15 protein-coding genes are annotated in these 14,629 nt (G+C 72.7%); 5 read left to right on the forward strand and 10 right to left on the reverse strand.

Annotated features, from left to right (window positions below; translation table 11 throughout):
• Positions 1–12 precede the first annotated feature (12 nt).
• The 5 genes from AB0J88_RS18745 to AB0J88_RS18765 form a co-directional block, all read right to left on the reverse strand.
• Positions 13–978: a hypothetical protein gene (locus AB0J88_RS18745; RefSeq protein WP_364342736.1), complete on the reverse strand. Its 966-nt coding sequence runs from the start codon at positions 976–978 to the stop codon at positions 13–15.
• Entirely contained in the window at positions 975–3,452 is a 2,478-nt protein-coding gene (locus tag AB0J88_RS18750) for an SMC family ATPase (RefSeq protein ID WP_364342733.1), read from the reverse strand. Before AB0J88_RS18750 ends, AB0J88_RS18745 begins: the two co-directional genes overlap by 4 nt.
• Entirely contained in the window at positions 3,449–4,594 is a 1,146-nt protein-coding gene (locus AB0J88_RS18755) for an exonuclease SbcCD subunit D (protein WP_364342730.1), read from the reverse strand. The genes AB0J88_RS18750 and AB0J88_RS18755 overlap by 4 nt, the downstream gene beginning before the upstream one ends.
• A 12-nt stretch (positions 4,595–4,606) precedes the next feature.
• Entirely contained in the window at positions 4,607–6,370 is a 1,764-nt protein-coding gene (locus AB0J88_RS18760) for an ATP-binding protein (RefSeq protein WP_364342727.1), read from the reverse strand.
• Between the two features lie 86 nt (positions 6,371–6,456).
• Positions 6,457–7,002, reverse strand: a complete 546-nt coding sequence (locus tag AB0J88_RS18765; protein WP_364342724.1) for a plasmid pRiA4b ORF-3 family protein — start codon at positions 7,000–7,002, stop codon at positions 6,457–6,459.
• 92 nt (positions 7,003–7,094) lie between these two features.
• On the opposite strand from AB0J88_RS18765, the gene AB0J88_RS18770 reads away from it, so the two are divergent.
• Positions 7,095–7,853, forward strand: coding sequence for a pyrimidine reductase family protein (locus tag AB0J88_RS18770; protein ID WP_364342721.1), 759 nt, complete (start codon positions 7,095–7,097; stop codon positions 7,851–7,853).
• Here AB0J88_RS18770 and AB0J88_RS18775 read toward each other — a convergent pair.
• Together AB0J88_RS18775 and AB0J88_RS18780 are read right to left on the reverse strand one after the other, a co-directional pair.
• On the reverse strand, positions 7,838–9,154 hold the full coding sequence (locus tag AB0J88_RS18775) for a hypothetical protein (protein ID WP_364342718.1): 1,317 nt from the start codon (positions 9,152–9,154) through the stop codon (positions 7,838–7,840). The genes AB0J88_RS18770 and AB0J88_RS18775 overlap by 16 nt on opposite strands.
• Positions 9,151–9,654 carry a SigE family RNA polymerase sigma factor gene (locus AB0J88_RS18780; RefSeq protein ID WP_364342715.1) on the reverse strand — a complete coding sequence of 168 codons (504 nt, stop codon included), beginning with the start codon at positions 9,652–9,654 and terminating at the stop codon, positions 9,151–9,153. The genes AB0J88_RS18775 and AB0J88_RS18780 overlap by 4 nt, the downstream gene beginning before the upstream one ends.
• Before the next feature lie 62 nt (positions 9,655–9,716).
• Between AB0J88_RS18780 and AB0J88_RS18785 the strand changes: the two genes are divergently transcribed.
• A complete protein-coding gene (locus AB0J88_RS18785) occupies positions 9,717–10,589 on the forward strand; it encodes a fused MFS/spermidine synthase (RefSeq protein WP_364342712.1) in 873 nt (290 codons plus the stop codon).
• On the forward strand, positions 10,586–11,497 hold the full coding sequence (locus AB0J88_RS18790) for a DNA-3-methyladenine glycosylase 2 family protein (RefSeq protein WP_364342709.1): 912 nt from the start codon (positions 10,586–10,588) through the stop codon (positions 11,495–11,497). Before AB0J88_RS18785 ends, AB0J88_RS18790 begins: the two co-directional genes overlap by 4 nt.
• Here the strand turns inward: AB0J88_RS18790 and AB0J88_RS18795 are convergent.
• The 3 genes from AB0J88_RS18795 to AB0J88_RS18805 all read right to left on the reverse strand — a co-directional run bounded on the left by AB0J88_RS18795 (position 11,494) and on the right by AB0J88_RS18805 (position 13,470).
• Entirely contained in the window at positions 11,494–11,982 is a 489-nt protein-coding gene (locus AB0J88_RS18795; RefSeq protein ID WP_364342706.1) for a DUF1990 domain-containing protein, read from the reverse strand. The two genes, AB0J88_RS18790 and AB0J88_RS18795, sit on opposite strands and share 4 nt — an antisense overlap.
• Positions 11,979–12,776 carry a YndJ family transporter gene (locus AB0J88_RS18800; RefSeq protein ID WP_364342703.1) on the reverse strand — a complete coding sequence of 266 codons (798 nt, stop codon included), beginning with the start codon at positions 12,774–12,776 and terminating at the stop codon, positions 11,979–11,981. The genes AB0J88_RS18795 and AB0J88_RS18800 overlap by 4 nt, the downstream gene beginning before the upstream one ends.
• Before the next feature lie 82 nt (positions 12,777–12,858).
• Complete coding sequence (locus tag AB0J88_RS18805; RefSeq protein WP_364342700.1) at positions 12,859–13,470, reverse strand: TetR/AcrR family transcriptional regulator; 612 nt, start codon at positions 13,468–13,470, stop codon at positions 12,859–12,861.
• Between the two features lie 104 nt (positions 13,471–13,574).
• Between AB0J88_RS18805 and AB0J88_RS18810 the strand changes: the two genes are divergently transcribed.
• Together AB0J88_RS18810 and AB0J88_RS18815 are read left to right on the forward strand one after the other, a co-directional pair.
• The gene (locus tag AB0J88_RS18810) at positions 13,575–14,087 is read left to right on the forward strand and encodes a hypothetical protein (protein WP_364342697.1); all 513 of its coding nucleotides are present in this window, start codon (positions 13,575–13,577) and stop codon (positions 14,085–14,087) included.
• Positions 14,088–14,252: 165 nt separating this feature from the next.
• Positions 14,253–14,624, forward strand: a complete 372-nt coding sequence (locus AB0J88_RS18815) for a carboxymuconolactone decarboxylase family protein (RefSeq protein WP_364342694.1) — start codon at positions 14,253–14,255, stop codon at positions 14,622–14,624.
• Positions 14,625–14,629: the final 5 nt, after the last annotated feature.

Genomic DNA, 14,629 nt, shown 5'->3' on the forward strand with positions numbered 1-14,629 from the left:
AGTTTCGCATGATTACAGAGTTGCGGGTACCACGGCGCTGCGGGCGGCGGCCAGGGTCAGGGCGCGGTGCAGAAGGCGGGAGTCGCCGAGTAGGGCTCGTAGGCGGCGTTCCAGGCCTGCGATCGGGATCAGGTTCTGGGGTGCGCGCGGGTCCTTGTACGGGTTCGAGGCGAACCGCGGCAGCGTGACCAGGGAGAGGTCGGCCAGCTCGATCGCCTCCTGTGCCGGGATCTCGGTCGTGCACTCGACCCGCACGATGCCCGCCCACGGTGCGCCGGCCGGGCCGGGGAGCCGCAGGTACCACGAGTAGCCGCCCCACGCCGTGCCCATCAGGAAGACCGGTGAGCGTTCGCCCGGGCGCAGCGCCGTGACGACGTTGGTCAGGGCCGCGTCGAGGTACTGGCTCTGCTGCGTCTTCACGTAGCCGATCGTGCGGCTGAGCTGGCGGCGGTTGCGCAGCGGGCCGTCCAGGACCAGCAGGTCCTCCGACTCGCCGCGGACCGACGTCGAGATCGCCACCTCCAGCGCGGTCAGTGGCCCCTGCACCGCCGGCACCAGCCGGGCCGGGTCCGGAGCGCCGTTGATCTGGCGCACGCCGTATCGGACCGAGCCCGCCACGATGTCCGTCGCCGTCGGAGACGTGGTGAACAGACCGCGTTCGACCAGCGTGCCGGCCAGCGTCGCGGCGCCCGCGCGCAGGTCGCAGCGGACCACGCCCGCCGCGTAGGAGGCAGCCAGGCCCGGATGCGACGTGCCGTCCTCCTCGCGGGTCCACAGTGTCGCGTCGATCCGGCGCACGCCGTCGACCAGCAGCACCACGTCCGGCGCCCGCACCGTCGGCGGGGCGGTCAGCGGTCGCCAGGCGGCCGCCGGTAGCTCCACGTCGGTGTTGACCTGGGCCGTGCTCTGCGAGACCGGCGCCGCCTCGAAGGACGCGCCGTACGCCGGGTCCCAGTTGTCGATGAAGTATTCCGTCATATCCCGCTCCGGGTGATGTGCGCGACGGACCGGGCGTCCTTGCTGACGTCGAACCGCACCGGGACGCGTTCGGCCAGCGCCGGCACGTGGGTGACCACGCCGACCATCCGGTCGCCGCGGGCGGCCAGGCCCTCCAGCGTCGCGGCCACGGTGTCCAGCGTCGCGGCGTCCAGTGTGCCGAAACCCTCGTCGAGCAGGATCGACTCCAGGCTGGCGGCCGAGGTCGACATCCCGGCGAGCTGCTCGGCCAGCGCCAGCGCCAGGGCCAGCGACGCCTGGAACGTCTCGCCGCCCGACAGCGTGCGGACGCCCCGGCGCAGCCCCGCGTCGTGGTGGTCGACGACCGAGAACTCGCCCTTCTCGTGTACGAGATCGTATTGTCCGCCGGACAACTCCCGGAGGATCCGCGAGGCGCCCTCGACCAGCAGGTCCAGCGCCTCCTCCAGCAGCCAGCGCTCGAAGTTGTTCGCCCGCAGGTGGCCGGCCAACGCCTTGGCCACCTGGCCGTCGCGCTCGTGCGTCACCCGCTTGTCCAGCAGCCCGCGCACCTGCGCCCGCCGCTCCTCGACCCGGTCGTGCGCGGCCGTGGCCCGTTCGACGGCGACCGTCGCGGCCCGGACGTGGTCGTCGGGCGCCGGGAGCCCGGCCTCGACGAAGGCGGCGTCGAGCCGCGCCCGCACCACCTCGACGGCGGCGTCGGCGTCGGCCGCGCTGGCCGCCAGCGCGGCGCGAGCGGTGCGACGGCTCTCCACTTCGGACACCGACCAGTCGGCCAGGACCGACCACGACTCGGCCAGGTCGTCGCGGGCCGCCGCCGGTGGCGCGAACCGGGCGACCGCGTCGCGGGCGGCGTCGAACTCCTGCCACCCGCGCGTCAACCGCTGCTCCGCCGCGGCGCGCGCGGCCACCGCGGTGCGCGCCTGCTCGCGGGCCGACTTCAGCGCCGCGACCGCCGCGTCCAGCGACTTCTGGAGCCCTGCCAGGGCGGTCAGCTCCCGCCGCAGGGCGGCGACGCCGGGCGACGTCGCGAGCTGGGCGTCGAGGGCGGCCAGCCGGGACGCGAGCTGTTCGTGCTGGGCGCGCGCCCGGTCGAGCGTGCGTTCCAGCGCCCGGGCCGCCTTCTCCCGCTCCACCACCTGGGCCTGTGCCTTCTCGTCGGCGGCCTTGGCCGCGTGCCCCGCCTGCTCCGCGGCGGGCACCGCCGAGGTCGCCGGGACCGCCGGCACCGCCGTCACCGGCTGCTCGCACACCGGGCAGGGTGCACCCGCATGCAGGTGTACGCGCAGCGCCCCAGCCCGGTCGGCAGCCTGGGCGTCCTGGTAGGCGCGCCGGGCGGCGTCGAGCTCGCTGGCGGTGCGCAGCGCGGCCGCACGGGCCTTCTCCAGCGCCGCCGCCGCGGTGCGGTGCTCCGTGGTGGCGGCCTCGAGTCCGTCGTGGAGGGACGTCGACTCGGCGACGACCGCGTCGTGCTCCTCGTGCGCGCGCAGCAACAGGCGCAGCGCCGACGCGTCGCCGGCCGCGGCGAGCTCGCCGCGCAGCTTCTCCTCGTGCTCCTCGGCGGCGGTCACCGCGTCGGCGGCCGCCTCGGCGGCGTCTCGGGCTTCGGCGGCCGCCGAGGCCAGGGCGGCCACCCCGCGCGGAGCGCGGACCCGGTCGAGCAGCGCGATCTCGTCGTCGATCGCCGACAGCCCGGCCGCCGCCGACAGGGCCGTCTGTCGCGCCTCGTCGAGTGCGGGCATCTCGTCGGTGACCCGGGTCGCCAGCGTCAGCATGGCCTCGACCCGCTCGGCCGCTTCGGCCAGCGCCTCGTCGGAGGTGTCGTCGAGCCCGGCCAGGAGCTGGTCGACGGCCCGCAGGTCGGCGTCCGCCTGCTGGGCGCGGGCGGTGGCGAGCTTCTGCACCTCTTCGTAGACGTGCAGGCCGAGCAGGTTGACCAGGATCTGCTGGCGGGTGGCGGGTTTGGCGTGCAGGAAGTCGGCGAACTGCCCCTGGGGCAGGATGACGCAGCTCGTGAACTGCTCGTACGGCAGCCCGACGGCGTGCAGCACCGCCTCGTCCATCTCGGCCGGGGTGCCGGCCAGCACGTCGCCGAGGTCCTCCGGGGTCATTCCCGTGTCGAGTTTGGACACGTCGAAGTTGTCGGGCATCTGCTGGAGTCCGGCGCCACCGGTCTTTACGTTGCCCCGGCTGTCGCGGCGCACCACCCGGGTAGCGACGTAGCGAGCGCCGCCGGACTCGAACACGAGCCGCACCCGGGCCTCGGTCGCCGAGGGCGACAGTGCGTTGGCGATGCCCCGGCTGCTCCCCCACCGCGGGACCTGCCCGTACAGGGCGAAACAGATCGCGTCGAGCACGGTCGACTTCCCGGACCCCGTCGGCCCGACCAACGCGAAGAAGTCGGCGTCCATGAAATCGACGGTGGTCTCGTCGCGGAAGACGGTGAACCCGGCCATGTCCAAGCGCAGCGGCCTCATGCGGATGTCTCCTCATAAAGCTCGTCGAACAACTCCTGCACGCCCTCGTCGGAAACCCCGCGGCTGGCAAGGTAGTCGGCGAACAGGTCGCGCGGTGAGCGCCCGGCGCGTTCCTCCGCCCGTGGGCCGGGCGTCGACGCGATCATGTCCGGGTCGATCCGCACCTCGAGCGCCTTCGGCAGCATCTCCTGGACCTCTTCGCGCAGGCCGGCCCGAGGCAACTCGCGCACGTAGACCCGCAGCCAGGCGTCGCCGGTCTTCAACGAAGCGAGCTGTTCGAGGGAGCCCCGAACGGTGCGCAGCGCGGCGGCCGCCGTGACCGGCACCTCGCGTACCTTCGCGGCGGTCTTGGCGGTGACCTCGACCACCGAGACGGCCGGCACGTTCTCACCCTCGCCGAAGTCGATGGCCAGCGGGCTGCCGCTGTAGCGGACCGGGCACGGTCCGAGCACCGTCTGGGCGCGGTGCAGGTGACCGAGCGCCACGTAGTGCGTGTTGGTCGGGAAGACGGTGGCCGGGACTGCGTAGCCGAGCACCGTCTGCGACTCCCGCTCCCCGCCGCCCTGGCTGGCGCCGACCACCGTGACGTGCGCCGTGACCAGGTTGACCACGCCCGCCTCGCTGAACCCCTCGGTCAACTTGCCGAGCAGCCGGGCCAGGTGGTCCGCGTAGGTCTGGGTCGCCTCGGCCGCGGTCAGGTCGTACATCTCGACCGCGCGGACCGCGTAGCGCTGCGACAGGAATGGCAGCGCGACCAGCCGCCACCGCTCACCGGCCTGCGTGGTGCCCTCGATGACGTGCTCGGCCGGGTTGTCGCGGACGCTGCCGCGCAGGGTGATGCCGGCCGCGTCGGCCCAGGGGCGCAGGGCGTCGAGCGCGGCGCCGTTGTCGTGGTTGCCGCCGATCGCGACGACGTCGGCGCCCGTGCGGCGCAGCGCCGAGAGGGCGCGGGTGACCAGCCGGGTGGACTCCGGCGAGGGCGCCGCGGTGTCGTAGAGGTCGCCGGCCACGATCACCAGGTCGGGCTGCTCGGCGCGGGCGATCTCGACCACCTGGGCGAGCACGGCGACGTGCTCCTCGACCCGCGACTGTCCCTTGAGGACCTTGCCTACGTGCCAGTCGGAGGTGTGCAGGACGCGCACCGGATCAGCCTCCTAGAACGGGATGTCGTCGTCGGACAGCGCGCCCGACCGCGAGCCGACCACCGCGAACGGGTCGGCGGACTGGGTGACCGAGCGCAGCGAGCCGCTCGGCGCGGCGCCGGCCTCGGAATGGCGGGTGGCCCAGGACGGGAACGGGAACTCCAGGCAGAGCGGCACCGGGATGTCGGGTTGGTTGACGAACATCGTGCCGGGCTTGGCCAGCAGCACCCGCTGCCGCTGCGCGGGCGGGAGGAAGCCGTATTCCGGGCGCGACGCCTCGGCCGGGTCGAGCCGGCCGACCACCCGCACCGCCGAGTTCGTGACGATGCGGCGCTCGACCTCGCTGGCCGTCTGCTGCGCGCCGATCAGGATCACGCCGAGCGAGCGGCCCCGCTCGGCGATGTCGAGCAGCACCTCCTTGATCGGCGAGGAGCCCTCGCGGGGCGCGTATTTGTTGAGCTCGTCGAGCACGACGAAGAGCAGCGGCTTGGCGGTGCCCTTCTTCTCCTTGCGCTCGAACTCCTTCTTGAGCGTCACGCCGACCACGAACCGCTGGGCGCGGTCGGGCAGGTTGTGCAGGTCGACGACGGTGACCTGGGCGCTCTCGTCGGTGTTGATCGCGTGCGGGCGGCGGGTGGCCAGGTCGCCGCGGATCAGCCGGCCGAGGTCGCGCTTGCTCGCGATCAGGCGACGGGCGAACGCGTTGACGGTGCCGAGCCCGACCGCGCTGCCCGTCCAGGCGAACCGGGTCTCGTCGTCGGAGAGCTGCGCGACCACGAAGTCGACCAGGTCGGCGTAGGAGCTCAAGCGGGTGCCGTCGATCGCGACTCCACCGTCGGCCGGCACCGCGTGCCGGGCCAGGTGCGCGGTGACCGCGTGCACGACCATGGTGTATTGCTGGCGCTCGTCGTCGGCGTCGGCGAAGACGTAGGGCAGCAGCGAGCCGGCGCAGAACTCCTCGAGCGTCCAGTAGAAGCTGTCGACGCCGGACAGGCGGCTGTTGACGTCGGGGGTGCCGGACGCGTCACCCATCCGCGGCGGCGCGTAGACCCGCACGTCGTCGAACGGCTTGGCCGGCAACCCCAGGCCCGCGTACGCGGCGACGGTCCTCTCGTCGAGCTTGACGTTGGGGTGGTCGAGGAAGAGCAGGTCCTCGCCCTTGACGTTGAAGATCAGTGCCTTGGCGTTGACCGCGTCGCCACCCAGCGCGCCGGAGTTGAAGACCGCGTACAACAGGAAGGTCGCGAAGCTGGTCTTGGTGGCGACGCCGGAGATGCCGGAGATCGACACGTGCGCACCCCGGGTGCCGTCGAGGAAGTCGGCGTTGAGATAGACCGGGATGCCGTCGCGACCCGTGCCCATCGGGATCTGTCGTTCCATCCGGTCGAAGTGCAGCGCGGCGGCGCGCAGGTCGCCGGTGGCCCGGTGCACGATCGCGCCGGGCGCGGGCGGCACGTAGAGCTCGGGGTCGACCCGGGTGACGGTGATCTCGGCGGCCTCCTGCACCTGGGCGGGCAGCGTGCCGTCGGCGATCGAGAAGACGTCGCTGTCGAAGACCGCGCCCTCGTGCCGGGCGCGCACCTGGGTCACCACCCCGGCGATCCGCACGGGTGGCCGGTCCGGCAGCTCACGGGTGGTCACCACCACGTCGTCGAGCTGCAGGTAGCTGCCCGGAGCCACGGCCGTCCAGAACTGCAACGGGGTGGCGTCGGAGGTGCCGAGCACCCGGCCGACCGCGGTCTGTTCACCCAACGCTTCCACTCCCACGACTCGCATCTTGCAACATCCGTACGACCGGCTCACAGCCGACGCGCGGGGCGGTGCCAGATGGGATGAAAGACTGTTTCACCCTTTTAGGACGCTTATGTAAGGCGGCGCAACAGTGTGGTCGCGCGCGCCGGGTCGAACGCGTCGGGCGCGAACCCCGGCCCGACCCAGCTCCGCAGCTCGTCGTGCTGCGGATGGTCGACCTCGTGCAGGGCCACCAACAGCTCGGCGTAGCCGAACGCGCCGCCGACGTCTTCCGGCGGGCAGGCCCGCTCTCCCGCGACACAGCGCGGGTAGCGCTCGTCCGGCTCGGCGGCGAAGACGTCCTCCACCAGCAGGTCGTGCTCCCACCAGTCGCCGAAGTCGTAGGTGTAGAGCAACCGGGTGCCCTTGTGCGCCACGGCGTCGAGCCGCACGTCGATCTCGTCACGCACCGCGAGCTCGCCGTCGGGGTCGGGATCGCCGTACTGCACGCCGTCGACCTCGAACGAGTGCAGGTGGTAGTCCTGCCAACCCATCGCGTGCTGGACCACCCGGTGCACCCGGTCGAGCGTGTACGCGCCCGGCAGCTCGACCCGACGCCACACCTCGGGCAGCACGTCGGCCAGCGTCACCTTGAGCTGGAAGATCTGCCGGGTCATGCGTGGTCCCTCGCATAGGGTGGCCGGATGAGCTGGGACTGTCAGCACCGTACCCCCGCGAACGACCCCGCAACCCGGGCCGCGGTGGCCGGATGAGCACGCCGCCGATCCGGGCGTTGTGGAGCGTCGACGCAGCTCAGGCCCCAGGTGCCGAGCTCGACGACGAGGCACTGACGTGGTGTTATGCCCGCGGCGCGGCGCCGACCGTTCGTGTCAATTTCGTGACCAGCGTCGATGGCGCGGTCGAGGTCGACGGCTACTCGGCGGGCCTGTCCGGGCCGGCCGACAAGCGGGTGTTCGGCATCCTCCGCAAGGTCTGCGACGGCCTGCTGGTCGGCGCCGGCACCATGCGCCACGAGGGCTACCGCGCGATCAAGCTCGACGAGCCGCGGCGCGCCTGGCGGTCGGCCCAGGGCCTGCCCGAAGTGCCGACGCTGGTGGTGGTCTCGGGGAGCCTGGCCGTGGACCCGACGGCCCCGGTGTTCACCGAGGCGCCGGCCCGGCCGATCGTGCTGACCACCGAGGTCGCCGCCGCGCCGGAAGGTCTGGACCAGGTCGCAGACGTGGTACGCGTCGGCGAGCGCGAGATCGACATCACCGCCGGACTGGCCGTGCTGCGCGAGCGCGGGCTGGACCAGATCCTCTGCGAGGGCGGCCCTCACCTGCTCGGCACGCTGACCGCCGCCGACCTGGTCGACGAGCTGTGCCTGACCGTCTCGCCGCTGCTGGCCGGCCCCAAGGCGGGCCGGATCACCGCCGGCCCGCACCGCGAGGGCGGGCCGCTGGAGCTGCGGCTGCACCATTCGCTGCTCGCCGACGACCTGCTGCTGCTCCGCTACACCCGGCGATGACGGCGGCGCCGTCGCCTGAAGACCCAGAGCAACAGCAGGAACGGCGCCGCGGCGATCACATACGCCCAGGCCGGCGCGGCCCAGATCGACGGCGTCGCCGGTGCGCCTCCGAAGGAGCCGGAGCGGAGTAGGCTTTCCGCGACCTCCAGGTTGTAGACGCCGGGCGGGGTGTCCACGAGCGTGTCGACCACCCCGCTCGGGCCGAGCGCCACGATCGTCCGGCGGTCCCGCTCGGCCCGGTTCGGGGTGTAGGTGAGCACCGCGTCACGACCGCCGCGCCAGCCGACGACCTCGTCCGGCACACCGTCGATCGGCACCGGCTGCGCGACGATGTCGCCGGTGCCGGCGTCGACCAGGTCCAGCCGCCACCGCCGGGCGTCCTCCGCCGCCTGGTCACAGGCGTTCGCACAGCCTTCGAAACCGAGAATCGCCAGCAGGCCTCCGTCGGGGGTCCAGGCGGCCCGGCCGGCCAGCTTGCGGTCCGGCGCGAAGTTGTCGACGGTCCAGAGCGGCGCGCCGGTGCGGGCGTCCATGACCGACAGCCGGCGCCCGACGTCGCCGCGGCCCGTCGGTCCGTCGACCGCGATCTGGGTGCCGTCCGGCGACCAGGCCGCCGTCGTGTAGCTGTTCAGCCGGCCGACCGCCACGAACCGCCGTTCACCGGTGCGGACGTCGATCGCCACCAGGTCGTCGGGCTTCTCCGGGTCCTCGTCGGGAATCGCGTCGTCGCCGTACAGGACCCCTTCCGAGTCGTTGCTGACGCCGATCAGCAGTTCGGCACCGTCCGGCGACCAGGCCAAGGGGTAGCCCCGGGTGGGCGCACCGGAAAGCTGCCGCTCGTCGCCCGTGGTCAGGTCGAGCATCCGCATCCCGGGCCTGACGTAGGAACGCCCGTCGGGCGCGAGCACGCCGTCCCCTTCGCCGATGTCCTGGTAGATCAGCCGGTAGCTGCCGTTCACGCCGACTGCGACCCCGGTGCCCTCGAGGTAACGGGTCTTCCCGGTGAAGAACACCAGCGCCGCCGGCCCACCCGCCCCCGCCGGGAACTGGCCGACCGCCGCCTGCCAGAGGTGCGGGATCTCGACCCGGGACGGCACCGCACCGGGCCGGTCCGCGGGCACGATGGCGGCCCGGCGATGCGCGGCCCACTCCGGCAGCGTCACCGCGAGGACGAGCACGAGCACCGCGGCCAAGGCGTACCCGACCCGGCGCCGCCGGCGTAGCTTGCGTCCCACGCTCCAGAGGTCGTCCGGCAGCCGAGCGGCCGTCATCTCGTCGGCAAGCTCCTTGAGCTCTCTCATCGCGCCTCCCGCAGGTCGGCGAGCTCCGGGGCGGTGGATCGCAACCGGGCCAGCGCGTCCCGGGTGTTGCTCTTCACGGTGCCGACCGAGCAGCCCAACACCTCGGCCGTCTGCGCCTCGGTGAGGTCTTCGAAATAGCGCAGCACCAGCACCGCGCGCTGCTTGGGAGTCAGCCTGCGGAGCGCTTGGCGCACGGTGATCTCGACGTCGATGTCGGCGGCCTGGTCCGGGACGGGCATCTCGGGCGGCTCGGCGTGCGGCCGGTCCACCAGCCGGCGCCGGCGCCACCAGGAGACGTGCTGGTGATAGAGGACCCGGCGGACGTACGGGTCCGGGTCGCCGCCGGCGGAGATCTTCTCCCACCGGCTGGCGACCTGGACGAGCGCCTGCTGCACCAGATCTTCCGCGAGATGCCGGTCCCCCGTCAGCAGGTAGGCGGCGCGGGACAGACCCACCAGCCGCGCCGCGACGTAGTCGCGGAACGAGTCCTCAGCCGCCATATCTGCTTACACGCTTCCCGGGGCTCGTTCGGAGGGGTGGTCGGGAGGCTAAGTTTGCGGGTGTGGGGCGGCAGCGGGGGCAGGGGCGGCGAGTGGTCGCCCAGATCGGGTCGGGAGTCGCCGAGCTGTTGCCCGACCATGACCGGCCCCACGCGTACACGTTGCTGGTCGACGGCGCACCGCAGTCGCACGTCGACCTGGACGACCCCACCTACCTCGAGTTCGAGTACGTGCGCCGGATCGCCGCCTCGCTCGACCTGACCGCGCCGCCGTCGATGCCGCTGCGGGTGCTGCACCTCGGCGGCGGCGGGCTGACCCTGGCCCGCTACGTGGCCGCCAGCCGCCCGGGCAGCCGGCAGCGGGTGGTCGAGGCCGACGCCAAGCTGGTCGACTTCGTCCGCGAGCACCTGCCGTGGCCGAGCGACCCGAAGCTCAAGCTGCGCATCGGCGACGCCCGCACGGAGCTGAAGAAGGCCCGCGACGACGAGTTCGACGTGGTGATCGTCGACGTGTTCGCCGGTGCCCGCACGCCGGCCAGCGTCCGCTCGGTCGAGTTCGTGCACGAGGCGGCCCGGGTGCTGCACCCGGACGGGCGCTACCTGGTCAACATGACCGACGGACCGCCGCTCGGCCTGGCCCGCGCCCAGGTGGCCACGGTCTCGGCCGTCTTCCCGCAGGTCGCCCTCGTGGCCGACTCGTCGGTGCTGCGCGGCCGGCGGTTCGGCAACCTGGTGCTGACCGCGGCCAACACCCCGCTGCCGACCGCCGCCCTCGCCCGCCGGGTGGCCGGCGACTGGTTCCCGGGCCGCCTGCTGACGGGCGACGACCTGACCCGTTTCGCCAGCGGTGAGACGGTGGTCACGGACGCCGCCGCCACCCCGTCCGCCCCGCCCCCGGTCGGGATGTTCGGACCTCGCGCGGAGGTCGAGGAATGATGGACGGCGTGCGGCGGGTGATGCGGGTTCCGGAGGGCTACCACCTCGGTGGCTCGGTGGGTCCGATCCCGATGAGCCGCTGGGACCCGTGTGCCCGGTTCGCCGGCGACACCTTCTGGTGGGCGACGCACACCCCGGACGGTCCGGCGACGCTGGCCCTGAGCCGTCAGGGCCAGGAGCTGACCGCCATCGGGTACGGGCCGGGCCAGGACTGGGTGGTCTCGCACGCGGACGCGGTCGCGGGGCTGCGCGACGACCTGACCGGGTTCGCCGAGCTCGCGGCGGCCCATCCGGTGGTCCGCGAGCTCGCCCGGGTGCACCGGGGCCGCCGCATCCCCGCCACCGGGGTCGTCTTCCCCCGGCTGATGCGGGCCATCTTCGAGCAGAAGGTGACCGGCAAGGAGGCCTACAAGGGCTATGCCGGCACGGTACGCGCTTTCGGGACCCCGGCACCCGGCCCGCTCGAAGGGCTGACCCTGCCGCCGCTGCCCGAGGTGATCGCCGCCCAGCCCTACTGGGTGTTCCACCCGTTCGGCGTCGAGCAGAAGCGGGCCGACACGCTGCGCCGGGCCGCGGCCGAGGCCGACCGGATCGAGCGCTGCGAGACGGCGGCCGAGGCGACCACCCGCATGCGCGCGATCCGCGGCATCGGTGTCTGGACGGCCGCCGAGGTGGTCCGGATCGCGTACGGAGACGCCGACGCGGTCAGCGTGGGCGACTTCCACATCCCGAACACGGTCGCGTGGAGCCTGGCCGGCGAGGCCCGCGGAGACGACGCCCGGATGTTGGAGCTGCTGGAGCCTTTCCGCGGCCACCGCGGCCGGGTCTGCATGCTGCTGGAGGCGAGCGGCATCATGGCGCCGAAGTTCGGCCCGCGGATGCCGATCCGCTCGTTCGCCCGGTTCTAGGCGTTCGCCAGCCGACGGAGCGCTCGCGCACACCACATCGCATAGGTCCGCTGGAACAACCGGCCCACCGGACCGGCCGACCGCATCAGCCACCCGGCCGGCACGCTGAACGCGATCACCTCGAACCAGGTGGTGCCATCGTCGCCCTGGCTGACGACGAACGCCTCCTCGCCGCGCGCCGGATGCCCGGGCAGCGTCCCGTACCCCCAGCCGGCTCTCTTCGGCTGGTCCACCGCCCACACCACCCGGCACGGCGCCGGGAGCGGGCCGACGTGCATGGTCACGTCGACGCCCGGCGCCGCCCGCTCCGCCGCGGTGTCGACCTTGATGCCCGCCGCCCGGTGCATCCGCCAGGTCAACACCGCCTCCGCGGCGACCGTGAACACGTCGTGTCCGATGGCCGTGCGGTAACGCAGGTGCCGGTAGCCGGGCGGCAGCGCACCGGTCTCGGTCGCGCCGACCTCGGCGTAGGTCAGGGGCTTCACGTCGTCTCCATCCGTCGCCAGGCCAGCAGTGCACACAGGGCGAAGCCGACCGCGTTGAGCAGCCCGTGCGTCGCCACCATCCAGGAGATCGACAGGTGCGGCACGGGAAACACGTGCCCGGCCGCCCAGTCGAGCGCGAGCACCATGGTCACCACCAGCATGCCGGACGAGGTGACGAAGAGCGCGCGGACCCAACGCGGCGCCCGCGGCCCGATGCGGGTCACGGTGAGCGCGCCGACGAGCCACATGCCGGCGGTCAGCACCGCGGCCCCGACCAACTCGATCTCGTCGCCGATGAAGTAGCCGACCAGCACGAGGCCGGTGCCGGCGGGCACGCACCAGGCGGCGGCGCGACCGAGCGGCCCGTCCCCGGTCGCCCGACAGACCAGCGCGGCGACCACCGCGGCGACGAGCCCGGCGTAGTGCAGGTGCGGCACGGTCAGTGCCAGCGTCTCCAGCGAGAAGCCGAACAGCCGGTAGCCGGCCCGCTCGGCGACCAGCGCCGCGGCGGCGACCAAGGGAGCCGCCAGTCCGGTGGCCACGGCGACGTCGGCGGCCGCGAACCGGCGGGTCCGCCGCACCGCGACCAGGGCGAGCGCCGCGGTCAGCAGGAGGTAGGGGGTGGCGAGCAGGGCGGCCGTGGCTCCGCGGGGAAGCCAGAGCGCGGCCGCGGCCGGCAGCGCCACCCAGGGCCAAACCCGCCGGATCGTGTCGGGTGCCCCGACGAGTCCCAGGGCCGTCGGCACGAGCAAGAGCATGGCGAGCGCGTCGACGAGGTTCAGCAACACGATCACGAGATCATTTGAACACGTTCAAATGCCCCCTGTCGACCCGTGCCGGTGCGAGAAGCGGCCGGCCGGGTTGCCAGCGGGCGAGCTACGCGCCGTCTCCGACCTTCTCTCCGCCGACCGTCAGCGCCCCGACGAGGCCGTCGACGCCACGGAGGAAGGTCTCGCAGATCGCGGCCGGATCGAACAGGCAGCCGGCCGCCATGGCGCCGTCGCGGAGCATGACGAAGTGCCGCGCGGCCGCCTCGGACCCTGTCTCGTCCAGGCCGGCCATCAGGGTGTTGATCGTGTCGAGGAACCACTCCCGGTGCGCCAGGACGGCCTGGTGCACCGGATGGTCGACGTCGGGATATTCGGCGACCGCGTTCAGGAAGGCGCATCCGCGAAAACCTGGTGACTGGATGCCCTCGGCGATCGCCGCCGCGACGGCCCGGACGGTGTCACTCGGTGACGTGCCGCCGGCGACGGCCGCTTCCACCTGGCCGCGGATGGCCTGGTCGGCGGCGCGGAGGTAGGCGAGGACCAGGTCTTCCTTGCCCGGGTAGTGCCGATAGAACGTGGCCCTGGTCACTTGCGCCTCGGCGATGATCCGGTCGACGCCGACCGAGTGGATGCCTTCCGCGTAGAACACCCGGCTCGCCGTCGTCAGCAGGCGGAGTCGCGCCTCGGACGGTTGGGTCCCGGGTTCGCTGCGAGCCATGCGTCCAGCGTACCGGATAGAACGTTCTGTCTTGACAACGTGGCCCAGTGATTGTCATGGTGGGCGAGACAGAACGTTCGTTCTTCCCCTCGGAAGGCTTGACCATGACCACCGCGCTCCGGCGGCTTTACTTCGCCCGCTTCGCCTTCGCCATCGTCTGGGCCGTCGTGACGTTCGCGATCGCCGACGACCTCAACCCGCTCGCGGCCACGCTCTTCGTGATCTATCCGCTGGTCGACGCGGCAGCCGCGGTCGTCGACCTTCGCTCGTCGCGGTCCACCCTGCTGTACGTCAACATCGCGATCAGCCTGCTCGCCGCGATCGGCCTGGCGGTCGCGGCCACGTCCGGCATCCCGGCGGTCCTGCGCGTGTGGGGCGCCTGGGCGGTGGTGGCCGGTCTCGTGCAGCTGATCGTGGGCGTCACCCGCCGCGGGATGCCGGGTCAGTGGCCAATGATCATCAGCGGCGGCCTCTCCGTGCTCGCGGGCGGGTCTTTCGTCGCGGCCGCCTCCGCCGATGACCCGGCGCTGACGAGCGCGATCGGCTACGCCATCCCCGGCGCCATCTTCTTCCTCATCGCCGCCATCCGTCTTGGCCGCGCACCGAAGAGTCTCTAGTTCCACCGACTGCGAAGGAATACGCCATGAGCCAGCTACCCCTTGTCGATCCGGATGCCGCCCCGGAGCTCTTCGACGACGTCCGCAAGCAGCTGGGCAGGACGCCCAACATGACCAGGGCGATGGCCAACAGCCCAGCCGTCCTACCTCGACCTGTCGCGCACCTTGCGCTCGACGCTGAGCGCGAAGACCCGCGAGCTGATATCGCTCGCCGTCGCGCAGTCCGACAACTGCGAGTACTGCCTGTCGGCGCACGCCTACGGCGCCGAGCATGCGCTGCACCTGAGCGCTGAGGAGATCGCCGCGGCCCGCAAGGGGACGTCCGCGAATCCGAGGGCCCAAGCCGTTCTCGCGCTGGCGCTGGCGGTCAACGAGAAGCGCGGGGCCGCGGAGGACGACGTGGCGGCCGCCCGTGCCGCCGGCCTCACCGACAAGGAGATCGCCGAGGTCGTCGCCAACGTGGCGCTGAGCGTATTCACCAACTTCTTCAACAACACCAACGCCACGGACGTCGACTTCCCACTCGTGACGCCGTGAGCGCG

It is taken from the genome of Asanoa sp. NPDC049475, from assembly GCF_040676915.1.
GTDB lineage: Bacteria > Actinomycetota > Actinomycetes > Mycobacteriales > Micromonosporaceae > Asanoa.